The organism is Candidatus Zixiibacteriota bacterium (assembly GCA_034439475.1).
Classification (GTDB): domain Bacteria; phylum Zixibacteria; class MSB-5A5; order GN15; family FEB-12; genus JAWXAN01.
In genome coordinates, this window is sequence record JAWXAN010000074.1 from 57,008 (window position 1) to 82,913 (window position 25,906).

The 25,906-nt window shown below is 48.1% G+C and carries 18 protein-coding genes and 2 pseudogenes; 8 read left to right on the top strand and 12 right to left on the bottom strand.

Annotated features, from left to right (window positions below; translation table 11 throughout):
• Window positions 1-116 precede the first annotated feature (116 nt).
• From SGI97_10640 to SGI97_10655, 4 genes are read left to right on the top strand one after another with little or no spacing between them, the layout of a single operon-like run.
• A complete protein-coding gene (locus SGI97_10640) occupies window positions 117-926 on the top strand; it encodes an ATP-binding cassette domain-containing protein (GenBank protein MDZ4724343.1) in 810 nt (269 codons plus the stop codon).
• Entirely contained in the window at window positions 923-3,595 is a 2,673-nt protein-coding gene (locus SGI97_10645) for a Gldg family protein (GenBank protein ID MDZ4724344.1), read from the top strand. Before SGI97_10640 ends, SGI97_10645 begins: the two co-directional genes overlap by 4 nt.
• A 3-nt stretch (window positions 3,596-3,598) precedes the next feature.
• The gene (locus SGI97_10650; protein MDZ4724345.1) at window positions 3,599-4,966 is read left to right on the top strand and encodes a DUF4340 domain-containing protein; all 1,368 of its coding nucleotides are present in this window, start codon (window positions 3,599-3,601) and stop codon (window positions 4,964-4,966) included.
• Between the two features lie 51 nt (window positions 4,967-5,017).
• Window positions 5,018-5,626, top strand: coding sequence for a DUF899 family protein (locus SGI97_10655; GenBank protein MDZ4724346.1), 609 nt, complete (start codon window positions 5,018-5,020; stop codon window positions 5,624-5,626).
• Between the two features lie 203 nt (window positions 5,627-5,829).
• Here SGI97_10655 and SGI97_10660 read toward each other — a convergent pair whose 3' ends face one another.
• The 8 genes from SGI97_10660 to SGI97_10695 all read right to left on the bottom strand — a co-directional run bounded on the left by SGI97_10660 (window position 5,830) and on the right by SGI97_10695 (window position 17,351).
• Window positions 5,830-6,597, bottom strand: coding sequence for a hypothetical protein (locus SGI97_10660; protein ID MDZ4724347.1), 768 nt, complete (start codon window positions 6,595-6,597; stop codon window positions 5,830-5,832).
• 220 nt (window positions 6,598-6,817) lie between these two features.
• Complete coding sequence (locus SGI97_10665) at window positions 6,818-7,417, bottom strand: superoxide dismutase (GenBank protein ID MDZ4724348.1); 600 nt, start codon at window positions 7,415-7,417, stop codon at window positions 6,818-6,820.
• Window positions 7,418-7,463: 46 nt separating this feature from the next.
• Window positions 7,464-7,901, bottom strand: coding sequence for a redoxin domain-containing protein (locus SGI97_10670; protein MDZ4724349.1), 438 nt, complete (start codon window positions 7,899-7,901; stop codon window positions 7,464-7,466).
• 131 nt (window positions 7,902-8,032) lie between these two features.
• Window positions 8,033-9,217 carry a pyridoxal phosphate-dependent aminotransferase gene (locus SGI97_10675; protein ID MDZ4724350.1) on the bottom strand — a complete coding sequence of 395 codons (1,185 nt, stop codon included), beginning with the start codon at window positions 9,215-9,217 and terminating at the stop codon, window positions 8,033-8,035.
• Window positions 9,218-9,557: 340 nt separating this feature from the next.
• Complete coding sequence (locus SGI97_10680) at window positions 9,558-9,836, bottom strand: hypothetical protein (GenBank protein MDZ4724351.1); 279 nt, start codon at window positions 9,834-9,836, stop codon at window positions 9,558-9,560.
• Window positions 9,837-9,934: 98 nt separating this feature from the next.
• Complete coding sequence (locus SGI97_10685) at window positions 9,935-10,822, bottom strand: sulfurtransferase (protein MDZ4724352.1); 888 nt, start codon at window positions 10,820-10,822, stop codon at window positions 9,935-9,937.
• A 320-nt stretch (window positions 10,823-11,142) separates the two neighbouring features.
• Window positions 11,143-14,298 carry an SBBP repeat-containing protein gene (locus SGI97_10690; protein MDZ4724353.1) on the bottom strand — a complete coding sequence of 1,052 codons (3,156 nt, stop codon included), beginning with the start codon at window positions 14,296-14,298 and terminating at the stop codon, window positions 11,143-11,145.
• Window positions 14,299-14,525: 227 nt separating this feature from the next.
• Window positions 14,526-17,351: a M12 family metallo-peptidase gene (locus SGI97_10695; protein MDZ4724354.1), complete on the bottom strand. Its 2,826-nt coding sequence runs from the start codon at window positions 17,349-17,351 to the stop codon at window positions 14,526-14,528.
• Between the two features lie 706 nt (window positions 17,352-18,057).
• On the opposite strand from SGI97_10695, the pseudogene SGI97_10700 reads away from it, so the two are divergent.
• Window positions 18,058-18,532 (top strand): annotated as a pseudogene (locus SGI97_10700) (type I restriction-modification system subunit M N-terminal domain-containing protein).
• Window positions 18,533-18,564: 32 nt separating this feature from the next.
• On the opposite strand, the gene SGI97_10705 reads toward SGI97_10700, so the two are convergent.
• Window positions 18,565-19,323: a superoxide dismutase gene (locus SGI97_10705; GenBank protein ID MDZ4724355.1), complete on the bottom strand. Its 759-nt coding sequence runs from the start codon at window positions 19,321-19,323 to the stop codon at window positions 18,565-18,567.
• Between the two features lie 274 nt (window positions 19,324-19,597).
• Between SGI97_10705 and SGI97_10710 the strand changes: the two genes are divergently transcribed.
• The 3 genes and pseudogenes from SGI97_10710 to SGI97_10720 all read left to right on the top strand — a co-directional run bounded on the left by SGI97_10710 (window position 19,598) and on the right by SGI97_10720 (window position 22,703).
• Window positions 19,598-21,712, top strand: a complete 2,115-nt coding sequence (locus tag SGI97_10710; GenBank protein MDZ4724356.1) for a protein-disulfide reductase DsbD family protein — start codon at window positions 19,598-19,600, stop codon at window positions 21,710-21,712.
• Between the two features lie 61 nt (window positions 21,713-21,773).
• Complete coding sequence (locus tag SGI97_10715) at window positions 21,774-22,439, top strand: thioredoxin family protein (protein ID MDZ4724357.1); 666 nt, start codon at window positions 21,774-21,776, stop codon at window positions 22,437-22,439.
• A gap of 57 nt (window positions 22,440-22,496) precedes the next feature.
• Window positions 22,497-22,703 (top strand): annotated as a pseudogene (locus SGI97_10720) (hypothetical protein).
• On the opposite strand, the gene SGI97_10725 reads toward SGI97_10720, so the two are convergent.
• Genes SGI97_10725 through SGI97_10735 form a run of 3 tightly spaced genes read right to left on the bottom strand, consistent with a single transcriptional unit; the run spans window position 22,689 to window position 25,508 of the window.
• Complete coding sequence (locus SGI97_10725; protein MDZ4724358.1) at window positions 22,689-23,321, bottom strand: cyclase family protein; 633 nt, start codon at window positions 23,319-23,321, stop codon at window positions 22,689-22,691. The pseudogene SGI97_10720 and the gene SGI97_10725 overlap by 15 nt on opposite strands.
• Before the next feature lie 5 nt (window positions 23,322-23,326).
• A complete protein-coding gene (locus SGI97_10730; protein ID MDZ4724359.1) occupies window positions 23,327-24,532 on the bottom strand; it encodes an aminotransferase class V-fold PLP-dependent enzyme in 1,206 nt (401 codons plus the stop codon).
• 58 nt (window positions 24,533-24,590) lie between these two features.
• On the bottom strand, window positions 24,591-25,508 hold the full coding sequence (locus tag SGI97_10735; GenBank protein MDZ4724360.1) for an aldo/keto reductase: 918 nt from the start codon (window positions 25,506-25,508) through the stop codon (window positions 24,591-24,593).
• Window positions 25,509-25,906 lie beyond the last annotated feature (398 nt).

Sequence of the window (25,906 nt, forward strand, 5' to 3'; positions counted from 1 at the left end):
ATTCCAGCTGAGTCTATATTTTGACGCGCTAAATGGTGATGTTGCATCACTATGCGTAGATGAGAACGAAATAGAAGGGATCATTATCAGATGAGAAATAGTCAACAAGGGATACTATGACCGAAAAACCATCATCGCCAAAGAGTATGATACAAGCGAAACGAGTCAGCAAATTCTACGGAGATTTTGTCGCTGTAAGGGATCTCACTTTTTCCATCCCGAAAGGACAAATTGTAGCCTTTCTTGGCCCAAACGGAGCGGGCAAAACGACAACAATGAAAATCCTGTCTGGATTCTTGTCCGCAAGCGAAGGTACCGCTGAAATTGCAGGACTCGATGTACGTTCGCATAGGCTGGAAGCTGTCAAATTCCTTGGCTATCTACCCGAGAACGGCCCGCTTTATATTGATATGACCCCGCTTGAACTCCTCAGCTTTTTCGGCGAAGCGCGAGGGATAGATTCGAAGATGCTCAAACATAGAATCGACTATGTGGTTGAGCAGTGCTCCCTCGGACAGGTACTTGAGAAACCGATAGGGAAGCTTTCCAAAGGATATCGCCAGCGGGTGGGCCTTGCTCAGGCACTGCTCCATGATCCCGATGTGCTCATAATGGATGAACCGACAGCGGGTCTTGATCCAAATCAGATTCGTGAGTTTAGAGCAAATATTGTTGAACTTGGCAAAACCAAGACAATTCTTCTGTCTACTCATATTCTCCAGGAAGTCTCTGCGATCGCCCAACGCGTGCTTGTCATCAACGAGGGACGCCTTGTATTTGATGGCACTCCGAGACAGCTTGGTGAAAGCGGTGGAATCGAAGATACTTTCTACCATCTGACCGGTTTCGGCAAGACTGCTATGGCTTCAGTCCGACCTTCTGACAGCGGCGAGCAATCAATGATATCCGAAGGAGGCCGGGTATGAGTTTGAACAACAGGCTTATCGCGGCAATTGTCAAAAGGGACCTGAGGCTGTATTTCAGCAATCCAACAGGATACGTATTTATAACATTGTTCATTTTTCTGAGTGCCGCCGGCGCTTTTTGGCAGGGGAGATTCTTTGCGAATAACCTCGCTAATCTTGATCAGCTCAATCTTATATTTCCCTATATCTTGCTTTTCTTTGCTCCTGCTTTGACAATGAATATCTGGGCGGAGGAGCGCAAACAGGGGACTGATGAACTTCTGTTTACACTTCCAGCGACAGATTTGGAAGTAATGCTTGGAAAATATATTGCCGTGCTGGGAATATACACTGCGGCTCTGGCGCTTTCTTTTAGTCATGTCTTTGTCCTCCTCTGGCTGGGCAGCCCGGACATTGGCCTGATGCTCGGTAACTATATAGGTTATTGGCTTATTGGAGCCGCGATGCTCGCGATCGGCATGTTGGCATCATTACTAACCGCCAATTCGACAATAGCGTTTATCCTCGGAGCGCTTTTCTGCTCGGTGCTTGTCTTCATTGATTCATCGCAGATGACAGTCAGCAGATGGCTTCAGGAATTATTAGCTCCGATAAGCGTCTTTGGCGCTTTTGGGGATTTCTCCCGAGGAATTGTGTCGTTATCGGGGCTTCTTTATTTTGGTTCAATTATAGGTGTCATGCTCTTTTTAAATGTGATGCTTATCGGCCGCAGGCATTGGCCAGCGAAAGCCGATGGTTATCGATTCTGGCTTCATCAGTTGGCTCGCGCAGTAGCTGTTGTTTTGGCAGTAATCTCACTAAACGTAATAGTGAATCGCGGCAATCTAAGGGCCGACGTCACCGCAGAGCAGTTACACTCACTTTCATCGGAGACAGAACAGTTAATAGAAGACCTGCCCGATGACCGCGCTGTGTTGGTGCAGGCATTTATCAGCCCCGAAGTTCCGCGTGAATATGTCGAGACGCGCGCCAATCTGATTGGAACGCTCAAAGAAATCGCCGCGATAGGCGGTGATCGGGTCCAGGTCATTATTCGTGAAACTGAGCCGTTCACAGACGAAGCTCGCGATGCCCGCGAGAAATTCAACATTCTCCCTCGCGATGTTATGACCTCCGAAGCCGCGCAGGTGAGCAGTAAGAGTGTGTTCCTTGGGGTAGCATTTACCAGCGGAGCGCGAGAAGAAGTAATTCCATTCTTTGACCGCGGCTTGCCGGTGGAATATGAGCTTACAAGAAGTCTTCGTGTCGCGGCCGATGCCAACAGAAAAAAGATAGGGATTCTCACAACTGAGGCGAAGGTATTTGGCGGTTTTGATTACCAAACAATGAACTCAAGTCCGCCGTGGCAGATAGTAAGCGAACTTAAAAAGCAATACGAGGTCGTTCAGGTCTCCGCCGAGCAACCAATAACAGATAAGCTTGATGGATTGCTTGCGATTCTTCCCTCGACACTAACACAGCCCGAAATAGACAATCTTCAGACATATATAACCAATGGGAATCCGACCCTTATTTTTGATGACCCGCTTCCGTTGATCGACCCAGCCATGTCACCATCGGCTCCTCCGGGCGCCGGCCAGAACCCGTTCATGCAGCAGCAACAGCAGCCGCCAAAACAAAAGGGAAGTGTGAGCGGACTAATGAATGCAGTAGGTATCAATTGGAACTCGACTCAGCTTATCTGGGACGGATACAATCCCCACCCTGACCTCGGACAACTCCAGCCTGAGATAGTCTTCATCGGACGTGGAAATGACAACGCCGAGGCTTTCAATGACTCGGTTTCGGCGACATCGGGCTTGCAAGAGGTGGTCGCACTCTATTCAGGATACATCTACAAAGCAGGCAATAGCCCGCTCCAGTTCAAACCCCTGCTAAAGACCGGCCATCTCTCCGGCATGCTTCCCTGGGACCAAATTGTCCAACGGAGCTTTTTCGGTATGGGTCTCAACCGCAATCCAAAACGTGTGCCGACAGGGGAGTCTTACATAATTGCCGCTCAGGTCAAAGGAAAGCCATTAGCAAATCCCGATGATACCGTTGTGTCATCACCTTCTCCAATCCATGTCATAATGGCCGCAGACGTGGATATGATTTCAGACCAATTTTTCCAGTTTCGTGAACGCGGAATGGAGAATTTCCAATTCGATAATATTGCATTCGTTCTCAACAGCATGGATTTACTCGTTGGAGACGAGTCGTTTATCGACCTGAGAAAGAAACGCGTCAGACATCGGACTCTCAAAACTGTGGAATCACAGACCCGGCAATTTGTCGAGCGTCGACTTGAGGAAGAAAAGCAGGCGGAGGTCTTTGCTCAGCAGGCTCTCAATGAAGCCCAGCAGAGGCTGAATGAGAAAGTTGCCCAGGTCCAGAGCCGTACCGATCTCGACGATCAGGCCAAGCAGATAATGGTGAAAAACCTCCAAGAAGTGGAAAACCGCCGCTTTGAAGTCAGCAAAGGAAATATCGAGGCGAAAAAAGAAGCGACGGTGGCTCGTAGCAAAGAGACTATGGAGACTGCTGTTCTTTCAATTCAAAGCCGCATCAAGACGTTGGCGGTCTTGATTCCGCCGATTCCGGCGCTCGCACTCGGTGTAATGATTTTTATCAGGCGAAGACGGCGGGAGTTTGAGGGAGAGTTGCAATCACGAAGGCTGAGGAGCTAAGAGATGACCGAAACGAAGAAGACACTGTTTTTTCTCGCTGTTGCCGGGCTATTGGTATTGCTGGCTTTTATTGCCGCCCCAAAAACGATCACACCCGAGGCCTTCAAGGATCTCGGGACAAAATTCTTTCCGGAGTTTACCGATCCGAATGAGGCGACAACGATGGAAGTTGTGGATTACGATGATGCAACCGGGTCGTCCCGCCCATTCAAAGTCACCTTCAATAACGGTCGCTGGACAATTCCTTCGCACAATGATTATCCGGCTGATGGCAAAGACCGCCTTGCAAAGACTGCCGCCGGTGTCATAGACATTAACAAAGATGATTTCAGAACAGATTCCCCGACGGAGTATGAAGCAATGGGGGTTGTTGACCCGCTTGACGAAAGCTCTGCAGGTCTTTCGGGCAGGGGTAGACGAGTGACGATCAAGGGACAAGATAGTCGTGTGCTGGCCGATTTCATTATAGGAAACGAGGTTGTCGACCGCCCGGGTTTGCGTTTTGTTCGTATACCGGATGAAAAACGAGTCTATGCCTCAAAAGTAAACGTCGATATTTCCGCTCGCTTCGAGGATTGGATTGAGCCAGATTTGCTCAAAGTCACTGGAAACAAGATAAGTCGCGTCGTATTGAAGGATTATTCGATTAATGAGCGGACACTTTCAGTGGAGCAACGAGATGTGATAACATTGGTAAACCAGTCAGGGGTATGGAAATTCGACAAGTCCGGCAAATCCGGCAAATCCGGATCGCCCGATACTACCGTTGTCCAGTCGCTCATTAAAACGCTTGATGAGCTTGCGATTGTAGGAGTCAGACCAAAACCGGCAGCCTTGACCGCAGCGCTGAGTGGTAAAAGCCCGATGACCTCGATATCGCAGGCCGACTGGTTATCATTGCAGAGTAAAGGGTACTATTTGACCCGTGAAGGTCAACTCCTATCTAATGAAGGAGAACTTCAGTTCTCGACCGAAGAAGGACTTAAATATACGCTTAGATTTGGCGAAGTCGCGTACGGTACAGGTCTTGCGCTGACAGCAGGGGCCAGCGAAGCGGAGCAGGCCGGTAGCGGTGGTGGCGCTGAAAATCGCTACTTGTTCGTCTCGGTTGATTTTGATAACAACTCACTCGTAGAGCCGCCAAAAGCATCGGATATGACTTTTAAGAACAAGCCTGACAGTTTGCTTTCGGAGGAAGAGAAACAACAGTGGACTATAAACGATATTTGGCAGAGCTGGCAGAATAAAGTTTCTGCGAACCGAAAGTCGGTGGATGGTCTCAACGAAAGATTTTCACATTGGTATTATGTGATTTCATCGGCCAGTTTTGATAAATTGCGACTGAAGCGCAAAGATTTGATTAAGAGTTGATTGACCAGTCAAAAAAAGACTGATCTGTGCTAATATTCACGAGGAGGCATTATGAAACAGGATAATTCGATTCGAAACGGGGAACTCATGAAAGCATATAGTGATTTGGAAAGGGCCAAAGCCCGGATCTTGGAGCTTCGTCAAGCTGTACCGGAGCTCCCGGTCGCTGATTACACTTTCAAAACTATCTCAGGAGAACCGGTCACACACTCCAGTCTGTTTCAAGACAAAAGCGAACTTATGATAATTCATAACATGGGCAAAGGATGCAGTTACTGTACGGTCTGGGCCGACGGTTTTAATGGTCTTGTGCCTCATCTCGAAAACCGTGTACCGTTTGCTGTAATTTCTCCCAATGCCCCGGATGATATCAAGTCCTTCTCAGAAAGTCGCGGCTGGCTGTTTAGTATTTTGTCCGCCCAAGACTCAACCTTTGCAAAAGACATGGGCTTTGCCAGTGAAAAGAATGAACCTTGGCCGGGCGTATCGACTTTTTGCAAGGATGACAGTGGTAAAATGTATCGTGTCAATGCGGCGGATTTTGGCCCTGGAGATGATTATTGCGCGCTCTGGCATCTCTTCGATTTGCTCCCTTCAGGTAAAGGAGACTGGGAGCCGAAATATGTCTACGAACAGACGCTAAAGCTGACGAGGACGTAAGGGAGAAGCCAATATCTGAACGGTCACATAGTTGACAAATCTATCCAGGGACATCCATGACACTTTTGTGGTTTTGTCATCTTTCTGTTAGTTCCTGTAACCCACCCAACGGGTGGGCTCTTTCCCTTCTTGAATGAACGGTTCAGACCAAAGAAAAACCCACCCATAGAGGTGGGTTCAGTGTAGCGAAAATCTATCCAATCCTACAAACAGACCGGCGCAGGGCCACCGATGAAGAGATATGCGATCATATATGTTAAATCAGAAATATCAATTGTGCCGTTGGGTGAGCCGTCCATATTTGCCGCGCCCAAATTTGCCGGCGTTTGAAGAGATATAAAAAGGTAATCAATAAACACCGTCAAATCAGAAATATCAACAAAGCCCTCGGGGGAATCATCGATGTTACCGCATACAAACGGAGCCCGCGGCGCAACCTGAATTGCTATACCGACAAAGACCGGTGTGAACATCTTTTCTGAGAAATCACCGATATATGGCATCATCATGAAATTGCCGCCGGGGGGTAAAAATCCATTCTGAATTGTCATTTCACCGGGCTTGAGTCCAGTAAAATAAATATTCACAATAGCGCCGTTACCACGAGGCAAAGCCTTCATCTCCGGACCTGCGAGAAAAGCTGAGAGAACCGAGGTGTCGGAAAGCAATCCGTCCGCATTTATCGCGCCGCCTATCCTCAAATTCATTATCTCGGCGTCTGCCATGCGGCCGATATAGACAATAGAATCGAAGCGAGCCATGCCGGAATCGACACTTGATGTGATGAGTCCAATGTTGAAGCACTTGATTGGCTGATCGTTACTTATGGAAAGACTAATGGGAAGAGAGCGGCCGATCTGGAGGGAAGCAGATTCGATCTTTATTGTGTCGGGAGCCGCAATATCCTGAGCCCAACTCGAGAGTGTGAATGCAAGAACAAGACACGATGAGAGAGTGAGTATCCGTCTCAAAACCTACCTCCTGTACTTTGACCCGTTGAAGATCTTATGATGTAATCAATAACAAACCGGACCGAACCACCGTGTGGCCGCATCCAGTAAATCATAGCCTATGCTTGGCCGGTTGTCAAGTTCTAATATCCGGGCTGTTTTCTCGCCGCAATCTCGGAAAGTCAGCAGAAGATTGCGTGCTTCTGCTGACTTTTACTGAATTCTAAATTGTGGGATGTTGCTATCGCTGTCTGAAGCGCTCGTTGACTGCATCCCAGTTAATCAGATTGAAGAACGCTGAAATGTACTCCGGGCGGCGGTTCTGATACTTTATATAGTAGGCGTGCTCCCAGACATCAATTCCCAGAAGAGGTTTCTTGCCGGTTGAGAGCGGGGAGTCCTGGTTGGGTGTGCCGGTAATTTCAAGCTTGCCGTTGTTCTGCACAAGCCATGCCCAGCCCGAGCCAAAGACAGAAGTGGCTGCTTTGGTGAAGGCCTCTTTGAATTGTTCGATACCTCCAAAGGTTGAGGATATCTCATCGGCCACTTTCCCACCGAAGTGAACATCCTTTTTCAGTATCTGCCAGAAGAAAGCATGATTCGCATGACCGCCGCCGTGATTGCGAACGATGGTCCGTATCGATTCCGGGATTGCATTCAGATCTGCAACGAGTTCTTCGACAGGTTTGCCCTGCAGATTGGTATGCGCCTCCAAGGCATTATTAAGATTAGTGATGTACGTCTGATGATGTTTCGTGTGATGAATGGTCATCGTTTCTTTGTCGAAATACGGCTCAAGCGCATCATAGGCATACGGCAAATTGGGCAGCGTATGGGGCATCAATCCCTCCTTGGTCGTTGTGTGTGGCATATACGATTTCTCCTTCTTAATTAATTGCATTAAGCAGTTCGACAGTGTCGAGCGTTTTGCCCGACCTGTCCATAACTGATCGGAAAGTGATTATTCCGCTTTCATCTATTACAAAATAAGCTCGTTCAGAACAGCCCTCGGCGCGAAGCACACCATATGCAGTTGATGCCTTTCTGCCAAAATCTGACAACAGCGGGTATTCTATTTTCAAAGACTCAGCATACGCACGCTGGGTGTGGTGGCTGTCAACAGAGACACCGATCACAGTGACATTCTTGTTTTTAAATTGCGAGAGGTCATCGCGGAAGCAGGACAACTCGGATGTGCACACCGAGGAAAATGAAAAAGGATAAAAGGCGAGCAAAATCTTGCTTCCTTTGAAACTTTCCAGTGTGACTATTTCGCCGCGCTGGTTCTTCAATTCAAAATTCGGCGCTCTATCTCCAATATCCACCAAAGTAAATCTCCCTGCATATTTGTCTTATACATGACAGACCTGAAAGGGGTATAGTATTATCCATCGAATGCAGACACAAGCTGATTTTATTTTTAGTGCGCTCGGGATGCTTACGTGCTGGAACCTAATTAAGCTCGGCCGGCAGGTTGACTACGGGGATGTGAAAGAACACGTATTGCGCGCTCTATCATTTCCGTGCTACAGGCATAGGCGAACCGAATCGACGGCTGCTCATCGTAGAAGATGTCGCCCGGGACGCTTCCGAGTGAGTAATTCTCAATCAAGTAGTTTACCAGTTCCCAAGGCGTCCCCGGCCATGAGTCGGTAATTCTGGCATACAGATAAAAAGCTCCGCCTGGGGGAGTTTCGCATTTGAGAAAATCGGTCTGATTGACGCCCTGAAAGAGGATATCCCTGCGTGTTTTATACTCGTCACGCATTTCTGCCACACACTCCTGCGGGCCATTCAATGCAACAATACCTGCATGCTGGGTCGGTGTCGAAACGCCATTGATCGAATACAAAATAATCTTTTTCATCTGATCGATGAGCCGTTGGTCTGAACAGACCGCATAACCAAGGCGCCAACCGGTCATGGCGTAACTTTTTGAGAATGTAAAACAGGTTACAATTTTATCGCGAACTGTCTGGGGGTAGTCTGAAGCAATGCTACCTGCGCTAACATGAAGTTCGTCATAAATAATGTGCTCATAGGCTTCGTCTGAGACTACGTACAGATTATGTTTGGCGGCGATATCAAGCAACGCAACAATATCCTTGCGCTTGAATATTCCTCCGGTAGGATTATGCGGTGAGTTCACAAGAATCGCTTTCGTGCGGGGTGAAATACTCGATTCAACCTCAGCAGGATCCCAGACATATCCATTCTCAGCGCGCAACGGAACCTTAACAAGCTCGCCACCGCATAGTTTGATAATCCATCCGGTAGCAGTCCAGTTCGGTTGGGGATAAATTACTTCGTCACCAGGATTGAGAAGGGCTTGAAAAGTACAGTAGAGGGCATGCATTCCGCCGTTGGTCACTACAACATTGTCGGGACCAGAAAGATAGCTGATCTTATTATCACTGCGAAGTTTGTTGATTATTGCTTCCCGAAGAGGCTTTATCCCTGTTGATGGCGCATAATGAGTCGCATTGTCTCGAAGAGCCTTAGCGAGGGCTTCTTTTATATGGACTGGAGTGTCAAACGAAGGGTCTCCTGATTCCAGACGGAGCGGGTCAGGCATGGTCAGCAGTCTATCGCGAATTGAAACAATTCCTTCAAATACAATATCGTCCAGTTTGTGATTCATAAATGCGAAACCTTATGGTGTTTATTTTCATTCTGAATATTATTAAAAAGATACAGCAGTGTGGCCTAGCTGGCAACGGGAATAAAGAAAAAGAACTGGGCATGTCAAAAGTAAACGGATAAACAATTCAAGTCGTTTCAGACAGTCTAGGCTAAAGATTCCGTAGATTAAAGTAATGATTCACATGTCTCTTGTAAATCATTATGAGCCAAAACGAACGATGTTCACATATTTGTTTTGGCACCGAGAGTAGTTTGCTTTTTAAATAGACGATGCCGAGTATAACTCTGCAGATGTAGAACGCACAAAGAGTTTCCAAAGTAACAAAAAAAGAAGCGACCTACAGATTGACTAGCACTTTGCCTTGGACTTCAAGCTGGACTTTCATCAGCCATTCCGACTCACCTCGAAACTGGATATTTTTGTGCGACAGCCACTTCCTAAGACTTTCGGCATCACCAGCCTCCCATTCGCAGACCATTCGCCCGGAGACCGTATCGCAGTTACAGCGAGTGAGCTTGATATCGTTGCTTGAATCCTCAAGTAATCGATTGATTAACTTCTCAAGTTCCTGCTTCGTCATACAGGATGTCATATGTACCGAAATAAACTTGGCCATTATATTCCCTCGACTGTCTTATCATATCCCGGATTAGTCAAAAGCGGAGAGCGTAATATTTCTCTCCGCTTCAAGGATCACCGAATTTGAATTTTCGCTCAGCCCTTTTCTATAGGTGCCCCGACAAGATTGCCCCATTCGGTCCACGAGCCATCGTAGTTGCGGACTTTTTCGTATCCAAGCAGATATTTTAGTACAAACCAGGTGTGGGATGACCGTTCGCCAATTCGACAGTAAGCAATTGTCTCTTTGGCAGGATCGACGCCTTGTCCTTGATACAGGGCTTTTAAGTCACCAAAAGACTTAAAGGTGCCGTCTTCGTCTACGGCCTTGGCCCAAGGGATGCTTGCCGCGCCGGGAATATGTCCTCCACGTTGGGCGGTCTCCGACATTCCCGGAGGGGCGATAATTTCACCAGTGAATTCCGCTGGGGAGCGGACATCGACAAGATTTATCTGGCCGTTTTTGAGGAAAGGAAGAATATGGTCTTTCGAAGCACGGACATTGTCATCGGGAAACTTTGCGCGGTATGCGGTCTTACTGAAGCTCGGAATATTGCTGACTAATTCTCTGCCTTCAGCGATCCATTTTTGTCTGCCGCCGTTCATTACCTTCAAACGCGAGTCTTCGTGGCCATAATAGCGAAATTGCCAGAGGGCATAGGTTGCGAACCAATTATTATTGTCTCCATAAAAAATTAAGGTAGTTTCCGGGGTTATTTCGAGTGACTGTGCGAGTGATTCGAAGGCGTCCTTTGACAGAATATCTCTCCGAATAGTATCGCACAATTGGGTTGTCCAATCAAGACCTGCGGCTACACGGATATGCCCTTTTTTGTATGAACTGGTGTCAACATCGACTTCAATCAGCCTGATATCAGAATTGTTCAAATGAGCGGCAACCCACTCAGTCGAGACCAACACGTCCGGGTGAGCATAGTCGTGGTCGGTTTGTTTTGTTCGTAATGTCCTCGTCATTTCTGTCATAATAAGCTCCTTCGCATAATCGATGACGGCGTCATCAATAGTTATATTTTGCACAACCTACATTATTGATTTTCGAATGAGCCAATAATGATATATTCAGATCAGAGCAAAGTCATCTAATCCACCAATATCATAGTCGTGCAACACGGATACATCAAGCGGAATAATATTTTCCCCATGAAACGACTTAGAGTGATTCTATAGAGGCGATAGTTAATCCCGAGGATTAGTTCAAACGAAAACGCCTCTCCTTTAGGAGGGGCGTTTGAAGCTTTTCAACTAATCGACAGCTCTGTCAGCTCAGATAGAAATCTAAATGGTTATTGACACGCCGGGAGTGGATCAAGACCAATAAAGAGATGATTTATAAGTGTGGTTAAATCCGAGATATCTACTAATCCTCCGGGAGCTCCGTCCACATTTCCTTCCTTTGGACAGCAGAGCGGATCCAAAGAAGTGAAAAGATGATCAATGAGAACTGTGAGGTCGGAGATATCGACAGCATTCATGACATCGCAATCAATATTTCCTGTTGCGCCAACACAACAACTGAATCCGAGGGCGATGACTCCAAAGCTTGCAGTCCTGCCGCAAACTTTATTCAGTGTCGTATCCAGGCTTGTTGTTATATTTGACCAACTGGAGGCGAGATGGCGTCTCATAGTCAAGGTCGGCTCATCGTTAGGAACATCTGCGTTGGCATAGGTTATGCAAATTGTCGCCTGACCGGTATATAGCGCGCTCGTAGTAATGTGATAGTAGCGCGGACTGGTCAATGTGACAATGCCAAATGTGGCATCAGCCTGCGGTCCAGAATTAACGATGGCAAGTTCCGTCAGCCCGGCTTTGGTGACATTATCAAAAGTCACTGTGACCCCGCTCCCAAGATTTACTGTGACATTTGTCCCAGTTGCCGTATTTGAACAGGAGTCACCAACACCATCAAGGTTACTGTCCTCTTGAAGAGGATTATACCGGGTCGGACAATTGTCGAGATTAGCGCAGAAGCCATCTCCGTCGGCATCATTGAGCGCATCGAGCGGGCAAATGTCACAGGCATCGCCAGATGCGTCACCATCAGCATTAACTTGAGAGCCGTTACTTGTTGTCGGGCAGTTATCGACCGGACATGTATTGGTTGGAAATCCGGGATTACCAAAGCCATCTCCGTCGGTATCCGTGCAGATATCACAGACGTCTCCGATACTATCACCGTCAAAATCCGCCTGCAATGGATTGGCAATCGTAGGACAATTATCTGTGGCATCAGCCAGCCCGTCACTGTCGGTATCGGGGAAGTTTGCAATCTTGGTGACAAAAGCATCGGTGGAGCCCCCATAACCCGAAGGAAGCGGATTAAGGATGGGAAACGAAGTTGAGTTGGTTGAACCCGTTATATACATGTCGAGATTGACAGAATTCAAAGTAATCCCATAACCGATGTCGTCGCCGCTTCCGCCAACAAAGGTGCTGAATTGAAGTGTTCCGCCTGATGGGGAAAGCCGGAAGAGGACGCAATCATTAAGGCCGCCGTTGAATGTGTTGTCAAGGGCCGCCGCAATCGGGAAATCAAAGCCTGCCGTATAGCCGATGACATTTACCTTATTGCTGTCGTCGACGGCAATCGATAGGGCTCTATCAAAGGATCCGCTTCCAATATAGGTGCTGTAAGAAAGGGCTGCCAAGTTGGCGTTAAAACGGGTGACAAAAATATCACCCGTACCGCCATTAAATGAATTGTCGTATGCGGCCGCAGTCGGCAAATTTCCTGAACTCGTAACGCCGGCAATGTAAACGCGTCCGAGCCTGTCCAGTGCGATATCTTCGCTCCAGTCGCTATCCAAACCACCGAGGAACGTACTGTAAAGAAGAGAGTTCCCGGCTTGTGAAAATTTGGTTACGAAGGCATCATTTGCGCCTCCGCCAAATGTGGCCTGAAAAGCGCTCTGCATCGGCAGAGTTGAAGAACCTGTCAGGCCAGTAAGAAAGACATTCCCTAAACTGTCTACAACAAGATCGTAGGCATAGTCATCCCCGCCGCCGCCGAGGCAAGTGTTGTAAATTAATGTCGCGCCAGACGAAGACATCTTGAGCACGAACGCGTCCCAGCCGAAATTATATGTGGAGTCAAAAGCACTAACAAAGGGAAAATTGCCCGACCTCATAAATCCGCATACATATATGTTGTTCGCGCTGTCGAGTTCAATGGCATTGCCTCGATCACGGTCGGAGCCGCCGATATAAGTTGAGAAGGCGAGGGCATTGCCCGACGGTGAGAGCTTTGTAACAAAACAATCCCAGTTGCCATTGGCCGTTGCATCATAGGCCGATTGTGTCGGGAAGTCTGAGGATTGGGTGTAACCGGTTATATAGGCATTTCCAAACGTATCAACAGCGATTCCAGCGCCCAGATCAACCTGTGTGCCGCCAAGGTAAGTACTGTAGGAGAGAGAGCCGCCTCCAGCAACAATTTTCGAGACAAAGCAATCATTGCTGCCGGCATTAAAACTCGGATCAAACGACGACGCAGTTGGGAAATTTGTAGAGTTTGTGTAGCCAGTGACGAATGCCTCGCCGTTTGTGCTGACTGTAATTGCCAGGCCGCCTTCATCGAGACTTCCGCCCAGAAAAGTACTGTACGAAATGACCGGGTCGATGACAAGCTGCTTAGTGTTATCGTACGAATCATCGAAGGTGAAGCCAAATGTATTGTGATCCTTTAATTCATATCGCGCCGGAATCTGCACCCGCTGATTATTTATAGACTGATACACAAACGGTCTTCGTTCAGTTATCGTGCCGAACAAGGTTTCGAGAATCAGTTCTCCAGCGGCATTCACACTCATTGAAGAGACGCCCTCATAATGTATTGAGATTTGAGAAGGGTCGCTTCCGGGAGAAATGATAAAATCATACTCCATCTCCTGACCGTCGCCATAAAATTTTAGATCTATTCCGGGATAAAGCGCAGAGTAGAGAACAGCCTTGTAGTTTAGGGCGTCAGTAAACCATAGTGACGGATCGTTACCGATAAAATAATTGCTAATATGATTTTGCTGGCCAATACCAATTATTTCAGGATTCTGATTTGCGCCAACAAACCCGGCTGAAATGATTTGTGTTTCGGTTGCGGCCATGTCGGCTTCAAAATCATCGTAACCGAGACGTTGAATATCCTCTGACTCCGAAATTGCGGTAGGTGCATTGCCGCTTGTTGAGACCTTGCGAATGAACTGATAGTAGACTGAGTCTGGTGTGGCCCAAATCGTAGCTCCGCCGGCATCGGCTCGGAATTTGACCCGCGAATCCCATTGACCTTTGTTCTGGGTAAAGGAAAGTGGCAGAGAATGGACTTGTTTAATTGAGGAGATATCGGAGGATTGTTTGTGGAGGTTCTTTTTCGCCTCCCCAAAGGCAAAACAATACAACAAAAACAAAAGTCCTACAGGCACTAATAAACGTGTTAACTTCGGCATCGTCCTCTCCCAAAGGTGCTCCGGCAGCTCCGGCTCCGTTCGGCATTGTGTGCTTACCAAACCACCATTTCATATCCATATATTATCGGTCGAATCTTAATCTTTTTCAATTACCCAATGATGAGGCTACAACTAATTCTCACACTTTCTAACAACTTTCACTAAGTTCTGACGCTTTCCTGTTTCATTTATCCCATTAATCCCATTAATCCTTGCATTTCAGGGCATTACTGACACAAACTTGTCGGGACCAGCGAAATGAATAAATGATCAATAAGGCTTGTCAAATCGGCAATATCAATTACTTGTTGATTGTCTCCATCAATATTGGCCTCGGCCGAACAACAAAGCGGCGAAAGCGAAATAAATAGATGATCGATCAACAAGGTTAAATCGCTGATGTCTGTAGCTTCGGACAAATCACAATCGACATTTCCTGTTGAGTTTACACAACAGGAGGTGAAGACGCACTCATCGGGGATACCGTTATTGTCGCTATCCATCGAATAGTTTACAGCGATATCGCAGAAATCAAGTCTCATATTTTGATTGCAGTCATAGGCGGAACCGGGCATGAATGCCAAACCCGAAGGAGACACAAGATTCACATCGCCTCGAACAAAAGCGCGGTAATATCTGCCATTGGACATTACGTATTCGAGAACTCGTGGAACCCCGCCGCCGGATCGAACAACAAAAAGATTGCCGTTAGGTCCAACGGCAATACTCCAAGGATTTGTTAATTCTACTGTATCATTGAACTTCTGGACAAATGTTCCAGATGAGCTGTATTCGAGAATTTCATTCCCCCAATAGCTGCCCACTAAAAGATGATTGTCACTTGGTCTGAATGCAAGGCCGCGAGGGCCATTCAAGCCGCCAGAACCAGATGTTACAAAGCTGCCGATGAAAGTGCCGGTGCCACCGTCATATTGAAGCACGGCGTTGCTGGAACTCGCAACGAAGAGGTTTCCGTTTGGACCAAAGATAAGGGCGAAAGGATTGCTCAGGCCGCCTGAGCCGGATGAAACAAAGTCACTCAGATACGCGCCAGTCACACCGTTGAATCGTTTAATACTATTCGAACCGGTATCGGAAACCAGAAGATCGCCGTTGCCAGCAAATACAAGGGCAGAGGGGCCGAGCAAAGTAGCGCCCGAAGTAAAGACCGATGCGCTGCTCGTATACGGATTAATCTTCATTACTGATTGAGCGGCAACGTCGGCCACGAAAATCGAACGGTCCAAGCCTATTGCTACTCCAAGCGGTGCTGCGAGTGAAATATCGGCAAGAGTTTGAATGCCGACTCCGGAAGCCCGGTGATACTCCCGAAGGTATCCTGCGTCTCTATCTGATACAAAAAGATTGAATTGGCGCTGCATGTCGAGAAAGTCAGTCTGGCTGTTCTGGTTACAATCCTGGCAATCGTCAGGAATCGTATTTCGGTCAATATCGATAGAAAGGTCGGTGACAATTTCTGCAAAATCCGGAACAAGGTCGCCGTCGCAGTCAGGGTCACAATTATCAGGAAGATTGTTGCCGTCGTCATCGGTGACAGTACCGAGGCGGATTTCCATTTCGTCCGGAAGACTGTTGGCATTGCAGTTCTGCTCGCAAACATCGAGGACGCCGTTAAGATTTATATCGCTGAAGCCATTCACGATATCCAAGGGATCAAGCATGCCGTTATTGTTACAGTCCTCGCATTCGTCGGGAATACCATTGAAATTGCCATCTGAACTGGTGGCAAGCTCAATGTCCTGCGCGTCATCGATATTATTTTCGTTGCAGTCAAACGGATGGCATCCGGCCGTCATAATTTGGGAATCGACTATAGCTTCGACCCGCCGGTGCATGTGCATGTCCGTATTCATGATATATCCGGGATACGTATGACAATAACTCATAATTGTTCCGCGTGAAGCGATTCCGTTTCCGCAATCGTCAATGTGTGGGTCATACTGAGCATCGTGGGTATGCCCGGTACCGAGGTTATGTCCCATCTCATGGGCGGTGACAATTATATCCCAGTTACCATTGTCCGGGGAAACGACCGGGCTTGCGAAACTTCCATTGAGAAATCCATCGATCCCATAGGCAAAACTTCCGCAGGTGCCCGATAGAAAGGCTATCCCGCCGTAAGGGAGACCCCTTCGCCCACTGAAGAGATGAGTAAGATGGAGGCCTGACGTATCTTCATTTGCAACCCAATAATCTCGAAAGCCGCCGATATCAGCGGCCGAAAAGGGTTCTCCTCCGTTCGGCCAAAGCCTGACAAAATCGAGCGCGAGTCTGAGGTTTATATCCCGAGTATATATTGCGCTCACAGCCCCAAGCAATTGAACTATATAGGCTGCGGCGGCCGTCTGATCGGGGAAAATCGCCACAAAAGCCGAGTCAGCATCTATAGCGACTCTGGCTAATCGCACACCCGCCGCTGTAACAGATGAAGCTGAAGAAAAGTCTCTGCGAGGCAAAACCGAAAGATCCTCTGACAGTCCACACACCGAAACCCCTTCGGGAAGTTCAAAACCGGACAACATTTCTTTGACAATAACAGGTGGGAAGGACGATTTTTCGAATTGATTCATGTCACTCGACATGGAGTAGTCAAGTCCGCCAGATCGGTCAACGAATCCGTTTACGATCCCATCCGATGAAACTGAAAAATAGACCAGGGAATTGGGCTCGGATTGAATCTGACCGGTAAACAATTGAACCTCAGGAGCCGAGAGTGGGGATTGAATTCTGTTCAGATTGCTGAAGAATCTGGCATCGGGGGTTGTTATAATGGTACGTTCCAATTCAAGAGTCAGCACGGAATTGCTACCTGTTGGAAGTTCCAAAAGACGGGACGAGTTTCCTGTCACCGCATCATGATATAAATTGGCGGAGGCTGCAAGCTCTACTTGTCCGATCGATTCATTCGCGACAGTAAAAGGTCTGAACGAGTGGGCCGTTGTCGCGGAAAAAGTTGTTTTGATTGGTGAGGCTTGGGAGGAATGAATAAACACAAGACAGATAAGTGTGAGGGCGGAATTGGCGGCATTCATGAAAGTGGTACCTGCTTTCAAGCTTTTTCTAAATCATACGAGCGCACTCACAAAACAAAAGTGCAATAGTAGGAATCTGCTGAGTCAACCTGCCAGACCTCATTCAGTTACCCGCTTTGGGGGAGTATCATTTTTAGGTCGGGCTACCAGTGAGATGAATATACAAAATTCATGTGGCTTTGTCAATGCCGGATAGATGAAAAAGACAGTATTATCGTAGAATTATAATCAATTTTCAATGAGCGTGAGCAGTGCGCCGCTATTGGCGGAGGCCAATGAGGAAATCCCATATTCGGTCATCACAGCACCTCGTCCCAGGAGGGGCTTATCGCAAAAGCCGCATTTATTTGTCCGACATGTGAGTATGCTTGCGGAAAATGGGATGGCCGCAATAGTTCGGGTTCGCTCGTATCCGGTGGAATATACTTTTACCGAATAAAAGCTGGAGATTTTGTCGCAAGTAAGAAGATGGTATTATTGAAGTAAACTCAAGCCCAACTCCCCGCAAGCAGGCCTGTTGTAAACAAACAGGCCTGCTTTTTTTTAGTTACCGTGGCGACAAAGTCAATCTATTCAATTCCGCCTCCTCGCCTTGCCATCCCAACCCCAATTCCCACTTTTTCTAACTCCTTGTATAATCGGGCGCCGCATACTATTATAACGCCATTGAAAAAACACTAAACAACGAAAGCAACTCACACACCACATGGCTAATGGCGAACTTAACTGGATAGCAAACTTCATCTGGGGCATTGCCGATGATGTGCTTCGAGATTTATACGTGCGCGGCAAATACCGCGACGTCATCCTGCCTATGATGGTCATCCGTCGTTTGGATGCCGTTCTCGAGCCGACCCAAAAAGGCTGTGCTCAACATGAAGGCCAATCTGGACCGCTCAAAAATAGCCAACCAGGATGCCGCCTTGCGCAAAGCATCAGGACAGGCGTTTTACAACGCCTCGCAATTTACCCTACGTGACCTGAAATCTCGCGCCAGCAGGCAGCAGCTCAGAGCCGATTTTGAAGCCTACCTCGACGGCTTTTCACCCAACGTACAGGAGATTATCGACAACTTCAAATTCCGCAACCAGATCCCCGACCTCATCAAATCCGACGGGCTTGGATTTTTGATTGAAAAGTTTCTGGATCCGCGCATCAACCTCAGTCCCAACCCGGTCATGGCCGATGAAATTTCCCTTCTCAGCGGTTGCTTCTATGCGCCCATCGCTTTTTGAAGATTCTCCGATACTGCTGACCAGTTGACAACATTCCACCACGCTTGAATATAATCCGGCCTTTTGTTTTGGTACTTTATATAGTAGGCGTGTTCCCAGACATCAATTCCCAGAATCGGCGTCGCTCCCCAGAGGGCGAGATCATGTTGCTTTTCGGCCTGACAAATAATGAGCCGCTGGTCTGATGGCCGATAATGAAGAAGCGCCCAGCCGCTTCCCTCGACTCGCGAAGCCGCCGCAGTGAACTGTTTACGAAACAAATCCACCGATCCGAAATCGACAGAAAGTTTTATAGAAAGAACATCGCTTGGCTCGCCCCCGCCTCCGTTTCCAGTCGGCGCCATCACTTTCCAGAACATCGAGTGCAGGTAATGGCCGCCATAGTTGAAAGACAACTGTCTTGACCAATGCTGGATGAGATTGAAATCGCCGGTCGAACGAGCCTTGGCCAGCTCGACTTCGGCCTGGTTCAAATTTGTCACGTACGACTGATGATGTTTGCCATGATGGATCTCCATTGTAGTGGCGTCGATATGCGGTTCAAGCGCATTAAAGTCGTATGGAAGCGTGGGCAGTTGATGAACCGTCACCTCGCCTTGTGTTGACGTCGATTCGCTTTCGGAACTGGTACCATTATTGGCGGCTGTCTGTGCCGAAAGCAGGGGAGAGGCCAGTGCGGCTCCGGCGGCAATTGCACCACCTGCAATTTTAAGGAAATCTCTTCGTTCTTGTGTCATTTTTACCTCCATGTCTTCAATTGATAAATAAAAGTACCTGTTATACTAATTAGTGTGGGAACGGCGAGCAAGTCCCTAACTCATTTATTTGTTACAGTTTCAGAGTGTAAAATTCTAACCGAAATCTGCCCGGTTTTGTGGGGAACTTACGGCAGGTTTCTCGGTTTAACCATCTCGAAAGCAAGAACTAATAGAATTTAACTTCTGTCAGGATATTGGTATCAGCAAATATTTATGCTGATGTACGCCGGGAAGCGATAGTATAGTTGTCCGAATGAAAAGATTGGCTTATCTCGTCTTAATCGCTATTGCATTAGGATTATTTTCCACTCAAACAGTATCCTCCGAACCGACGCGTGTCGGGCATGTTGAGGCTGAGCTAATCTCCGAACTTACATCTTTGCAGCCGGGTCAGACAACATGGCTCGCGCTACGGTTCACTATAGATCCTGAGTGGCACTTGTATTGGAAGAATCCAGGTGATGCCGGACTGCCGCCCAAGGTAAAGTGGGTGCTTCCAACGGGCTTTGAAGCTGGTGAATTGCAGTTCCCGTATCCCGAGCGCTTCGATATGCCCCCTTTGGTCAGCTTTAGTTACGAAAAAGAGCTTATTCTTCCCGTTAAAATAACTGTTCCTAAGATGTTAGGACTAAATGCTCAAGTGACGCTTCAAGCTGATGTGACTTGGCTTGTTTGTAAAGAATCCTGTATCCCCGGAAAAACCTCTTTGACATTGACCTTACCAGTTCAATCCGAAGTGCCAAAATTTGATGATCGCTGGATCGCCGCCTTCAATGACACAAGATTTGACTTGCCGATTGTTTTGCCCGATTGGAAACTCGGCGCACATTTCAAAGACAGCGCGTTTGTCCTCTCTATCACTGCACCCACTGGTTCAGAGACAAAAGTGGCGGATATTATCTTTTTCCCCGAAGAGCAGGAACTCTTAGACTACTCTGCGGCGCAGGTACTTACTCCAATGGGTGAAGGCTACTCTCTGAAATTGAAACGATCGCCGATGAATCTTGAATTGCCCGAACGGTTAACTGGAATATTGGTCAATGAGCATGGCTGGCGTGGGGAAGGATCGGAGAAGGCGCTCGTTGTTGATGTCTCCCTCTCTGAACCAGAGCAGATCACAGGCGCGGCTTCGAAAATATCCGGACCGCTCCAAGCCCTCCTTTTTTCATTTATTGGAGGATTGATTCTCAATTTAATGCCGTGCGTCCTTCCGGTTCTTTCCCTTAAGATATTTGGTTTTGTGAAACAGGCCGGAGAGGATAAGAGCAAAGTGCTCAACCATGGCTTAACCTTTACAGCCGGCGTCCTTATTTCATTCTGGATTTTGGCTGGAGCTTTATTGCTTCTCCGGGCCGGGGGCGAACAACTTGGCTGGGGCTTCCAACTGCAGTCGCCGACTTTTGTTGTAATTATTTCAGCCTTCATGTTTCTATTCGCCTTAAATCTGTTGGGTGTATTCGAAATTGGAACTTCATTGACTGCGGTCGGTGGAGCCTCGGCCTCGCGCACTGGTTATAGCGGCTCGTTTCTCAACGGTGTGACTGCTACCATAGTTGCAACACCCTGCACCGCTCCGTTCATGGGACCTGCTTTAGGATATGCGCTCACACAGCCGCCATGGCTCTCAATGTTGATATTTACGTTCGTCGGATTGGGCATGTCATCCCCCTATATAATTCTGTCGGCCTCGCCGAGACTGCTCAAATTTCTCCCCAAACCTGGTCAATGGATGGAAAGCCTCAAACAATTCATGGGCTTTCTGCTCATGGCTACAGTCTTGTTTCTGGCCTATATTTTGGGCGCCCAAGTCGGCCTAATCGGCGTGCTGTTCCTTTTCGCGGGGTTGCTCATACTTGCGATAGCGGCTTGGGTCTATGGCCGGTGGGGACATTTCGCGGCGAGTGCTCGTTCAAAATTGATAGCGTCTGTGACAACAGTAGTTCTTATCGCAATTGGTTTGGGTCTGACACTTTCATTTGTAAGCAGCAGCGAGCCGACTACACTCCAGGCCGCAACTGGCCTTCCTTGGGAGGTGTATTCACCTGAACGGCTTGCAGAACTGAGACAATCAAACACACCAGTCTTCATAGATTTTACCGCGGCTTGGTGCCTCAGCTGTCAGGTGAACGAACGTGTCGCACTTCATTCCCAAGAAATTGTCGATAAGTTTGCCTCGTTAGGCGTCGTCCCCTTGAAAGCCGACTGGACGAATCGCAGTGAGCAGATCACACAGGCGCTTGCCCAGTTCAACAGAAACAGCGTCCCGCTTTATATCCTTTATGATAAAAATAACAAGTCACCCATTATTCTACCGGAGATTTTGACTCCCGGAATCGTCATGGATGCGCTAAATAACCTTTCGCAATAGCACGGAATCGCATGCCCGCCGATTTCGTCGAGACTTACACCGTGGGTAGGAGACATTATTGATGAAGAGAAAATCGACATTCGCAACACTTGGACTTGCGGCGCTTTTGAGCTCCGGAATTGTCATCGCTGGAGATGATAAGAAAGAAGCCGCACCGGCAGTTGCCATCGCAACCGAAACGGCGGTTCTGGCAGCAATTGACAAGCCCGCTCCGGGATTTACCCTTACCGATGTCAACGGCAAGAAACACTCGCTTGCAGATTTCAAAGGAAAGACCGTAGTTCTTGAATGGACCAATTATGACTGTCCCTTTGTAAAGAAGTTCTATGGATCAAATACCATGCAGAAGATCCAAGACGCCTATACAAAGAAGGGCGTCGTATGGCTTTCAGTTTGTTCCTCCGCCCCCAGCAAAGAGGGATATTTTGAAACTGCCGCCCTCAAGACGCGTATGTCCGACGCCAAAGCCGCGCCGACAGCTTATCTTGTTGATGCCGATGGAACAGTAGGTAAGATGTACGGCGCCAAGACTACGCCGCACATGTTTGTCATTGGTGCAGAAGGCAATCTCGTCTATGCCGGCGGTATTGATGATAAGAAATCGGTCGATCCTGCCGACATCGCTACAGCAAAGAACTATGTTGTAGCCGCTCTTGATGCCGTTATCGCCGGTAAAGCAGTCGAAACCAAAACCTCGGCTCCTTATGGTTGCGGTGTAAAATACTAAGCAGATCGCAGTCTTTTGAATTAACAGTGAAAAAGCTCCGTGCATTTATGCACGGGGCTTTTGCCGGTTATCGTGTTAACTTCTTCCGCAGAAGAGAAGGACATTATTACGAGTTACGGGCTGGGAGCAAACAGCTACATCCGCAAGCCGGTCGAGTTTGGACAATTCAGCGAGGCCGTGCAACAACTTGGTTTGTACTGGTTGATTCTTAATGTCACCCCCCCCCGTAGAATACAGGGAGACAGGCCTTTAGGGCGTTCGTAAAATAGCCCGAACCGGAGAAGCATCCATACCCGCGAATTTTAGCGGCAGGGCAATCAATTCATACGAGCCGCCGTTGACATGGCGCAGACTTAAATTCTCAAGTATCGCAATATCTGCTCGCGCAAATATCTTGTGCGAATCCAGCGTCGTAGAATCACTTTTATCAACCGACGGAGTATCGATTCCAACCAGTCGAATACCGCGTGTCACCAATGCATTTGCGGCTCCGGCATCAAAATAAGCAAACTCAGGATTCCATTTTTCGGACTGGGCGCTGCTGGTTTTGAAAAGAATCCGCTCAGCTTTAACTTCACCGATTGCGGCAACATCGTCGGCGGTAACTACAGTGACTGTTTCTCCGTTAGAAGTAAGATCGACAACCAACGCCTCGCCAATATAAGCCCCAAGACTGGCTTCCGATGCTGATTTTCCCGAACTGAGAAAATGCAAAGGCGCGTCAGCATGAGTTCCTGTGTGAAGACTCATCGTGACGCTCCCGACATTGCATGAATGCCCCTGATTCATCTGCATGACCCAAAAGTTCGTGAAGCTGGTATCGCCGGGCCAAACCGCGATTCCTTTGGCGAGTGTTTGCGAAATATCTATGATTGATGACATGCGTCTTAAGTAACTGTGGCGTGGGAATCAACGTGCTTGAGATACGATTCGTCTGATAAAATAGTCTCAATTTCCATGACTGTTTCCTCAAGCTCTGCGTTCGTCGTATAGAAATGCGGGGACAATCGAATTCCTGCCTGGGGACGGTAATCCACAAGGAAATTCCGCCGGTTCAGCTCAGTTGCAATGGCCCAGGCATGAGGAAAGGAGTATGCGACAGTGCCGCCTCTGCGAGAGGAGTCAATTGGGGTGTATGCGGGCCAGCCGCGTTGGATTGCCGCATTGAGTAGATAAGTTGTCATCTCAATCGAGCGATCGCGGATTCGCTCAATGCCGACTTCGGCTATGATATCAAGTCCCGGCTGGCAGGTGTAGAGCGCCGGAATAACAGGCGTGCCATTGAGAAATCTATATGACCCAGACGTGCGGCGAATTGTGCCATTGTCGAAAGCGAAGGGATTCTCATGCGCAAGCCAACCAGTGAAGCGCGGTGTTAGCATCGTTTGTAGGTCGTTGCGTACATAGAGGAAGCAGGCTCCCGGTCCGCCGCAAAGCCATTTCAGACAGCCGCCGACTGCAAAGTCGACCTGTAACTTCTGCATATCGACCGGAACCGTTCCGAGGGATTGGAAAACATCCAAAATGACTTTCGCCCCGACAGAATGTGCTTTTGCAATTATCTGCTCGACATCGACAATTGACGATGATCGAAACAGAACATGGGATATGGAAACAAGCAAAGTATCTTTGTCGATGGCCTGAAGAAGTCCTTCTGTGGAAAGATTTGTCTCATCGGGACAGGAAATAATTTCGAGACGTCCCTCTCGGCTTAGCCACTCTCGGTAAAGATAGAGGAGGGATGGAAATTCCCGGTCAATCATGACAACTTTATTTCTCGATTGAGTGAAGTCAAAGCAGGATAGAAGAATTGCTTCGGCGCTGGTGACATTGGCCTGCATCGTAACTGTATCGACCGGCGCATTCATCAAAAGAGCGACTTTATCGCCGACTTTCCGCGACAACTCCCACCATACTTCTTCCCAGGCGCGCACACCGCGTTCAGCCCAGATCGAAGTGTATTGCTGTGCAAAATTGTGAACAGCATCGGGCATTGCTCCGAGCGAGTTTGAAATGAGATAGTGGCAATTGTTGAGCGAGCTAAAGCGCGCACGGAACGAGGTTAGGTTTGTAAGGTGATGATCTGTTGTCATATTTGCGCACATGGAGAAGAATATATGCGAAATATAGTCCGATGGCAAAGAACTCTTCTCACTCCCCAGCCTTCCTTAACTCCTCCACCTGCTCGACACTCAAAACCAATCTTGTCCCCTTGATCAAATCATTCAATTGCCCAAGACTCGTCGCGCTCGCGATCGGGGCGGTTATACTCGGGTGCGCCAATAGCCAGGCAATCGCAACACAGGCATGAACCGTATGCGTTTCCTTGGAGACTTTGTCTACTGCCTCTAAAATGCGAAAGCCGCGCTCGTTGAGATATTTTTCCACACGATAGCTTCGCGCGCTTTTGATCAAATCATCCCTTCCGCGATACTTCCCCGACAAAAATCCGCTGGCAAGCGAGAAATAGTTTATCACGCCGATATTATTTTCAACACAAACTTTCTCAAGTGGGCCATCAAAAACCTCGCGGTCATATAAGTTATAGACCGGCTGCAGCGTTTCATAGCGGGGAAGACCAAGCTTTTTTGATATGTCGAGCGCCTCGGTCAGGCGTGCGGCGGTGTAATTAGAGGCGCCAATGACACGTACTTTCCCTTGGGCAATCAACTTGGCGTATCCTTCCAGCGTCTTCTCGAGCGGGGTAGCGGCATCGTCCACATGCGACTGATAGAGATCGATGTAGTCAGTCCGAAGCCGGGTAAGCGAAGCTTCAACTGCCTTAAGAACTCGCCTTTTCGACAGTCCCTCCTTACGCCATCCCATCTTATAGCCGACTTTTGTCGCGATAATAACTTTGTCGCGGTTGCGCCGTGCTTTCATCCAGTTGCCTATGATAGTCTCAGACTCACCCCCTTTATTGCCCGGTTTCCAGTTTGAATAGACATCGGCTGTGTCTATAAGGTTGAAACCGGCATCGACAAAAGCATCGAGTAATTTGAACGATGTCGGCTCGTCGATAGTCCAGCCGAAGACATTCCCGCCAAATACGAGCGGCGCGACTTTCATTTTGGTATTTCCGAGTGGTCGGTATTGTGTTGATAGGCCAGCGGAATGTTGATTGCTCACAATCTTAATTTATTGAAAAACAACGAGCCAGTCAAGTGAGGTAGAGGACGTTCACTGTTCCGTAAGGTCTTGCTCACTCCGAGGTAACGAGGAGGAGTGCTGAGGCTTCCGAAGTCCGCTTGAGGAGGATGACCTGACGGTCATTTGGTGCGGCGGACTGACGTCTTACCTCACTGACACGCCGCCGTCGCAGCAAGCGTGATAAAAAGATAATCTATCAACCGGATTAAATCAGAAACATCAGCCACACCGTCCAGTGATCCCTCAGTATTGCCCTCGCTTGGACAACAAAGCGGCGTCAGCGAAATGAACAGATAATCAATCAAAGCCGCTAGATC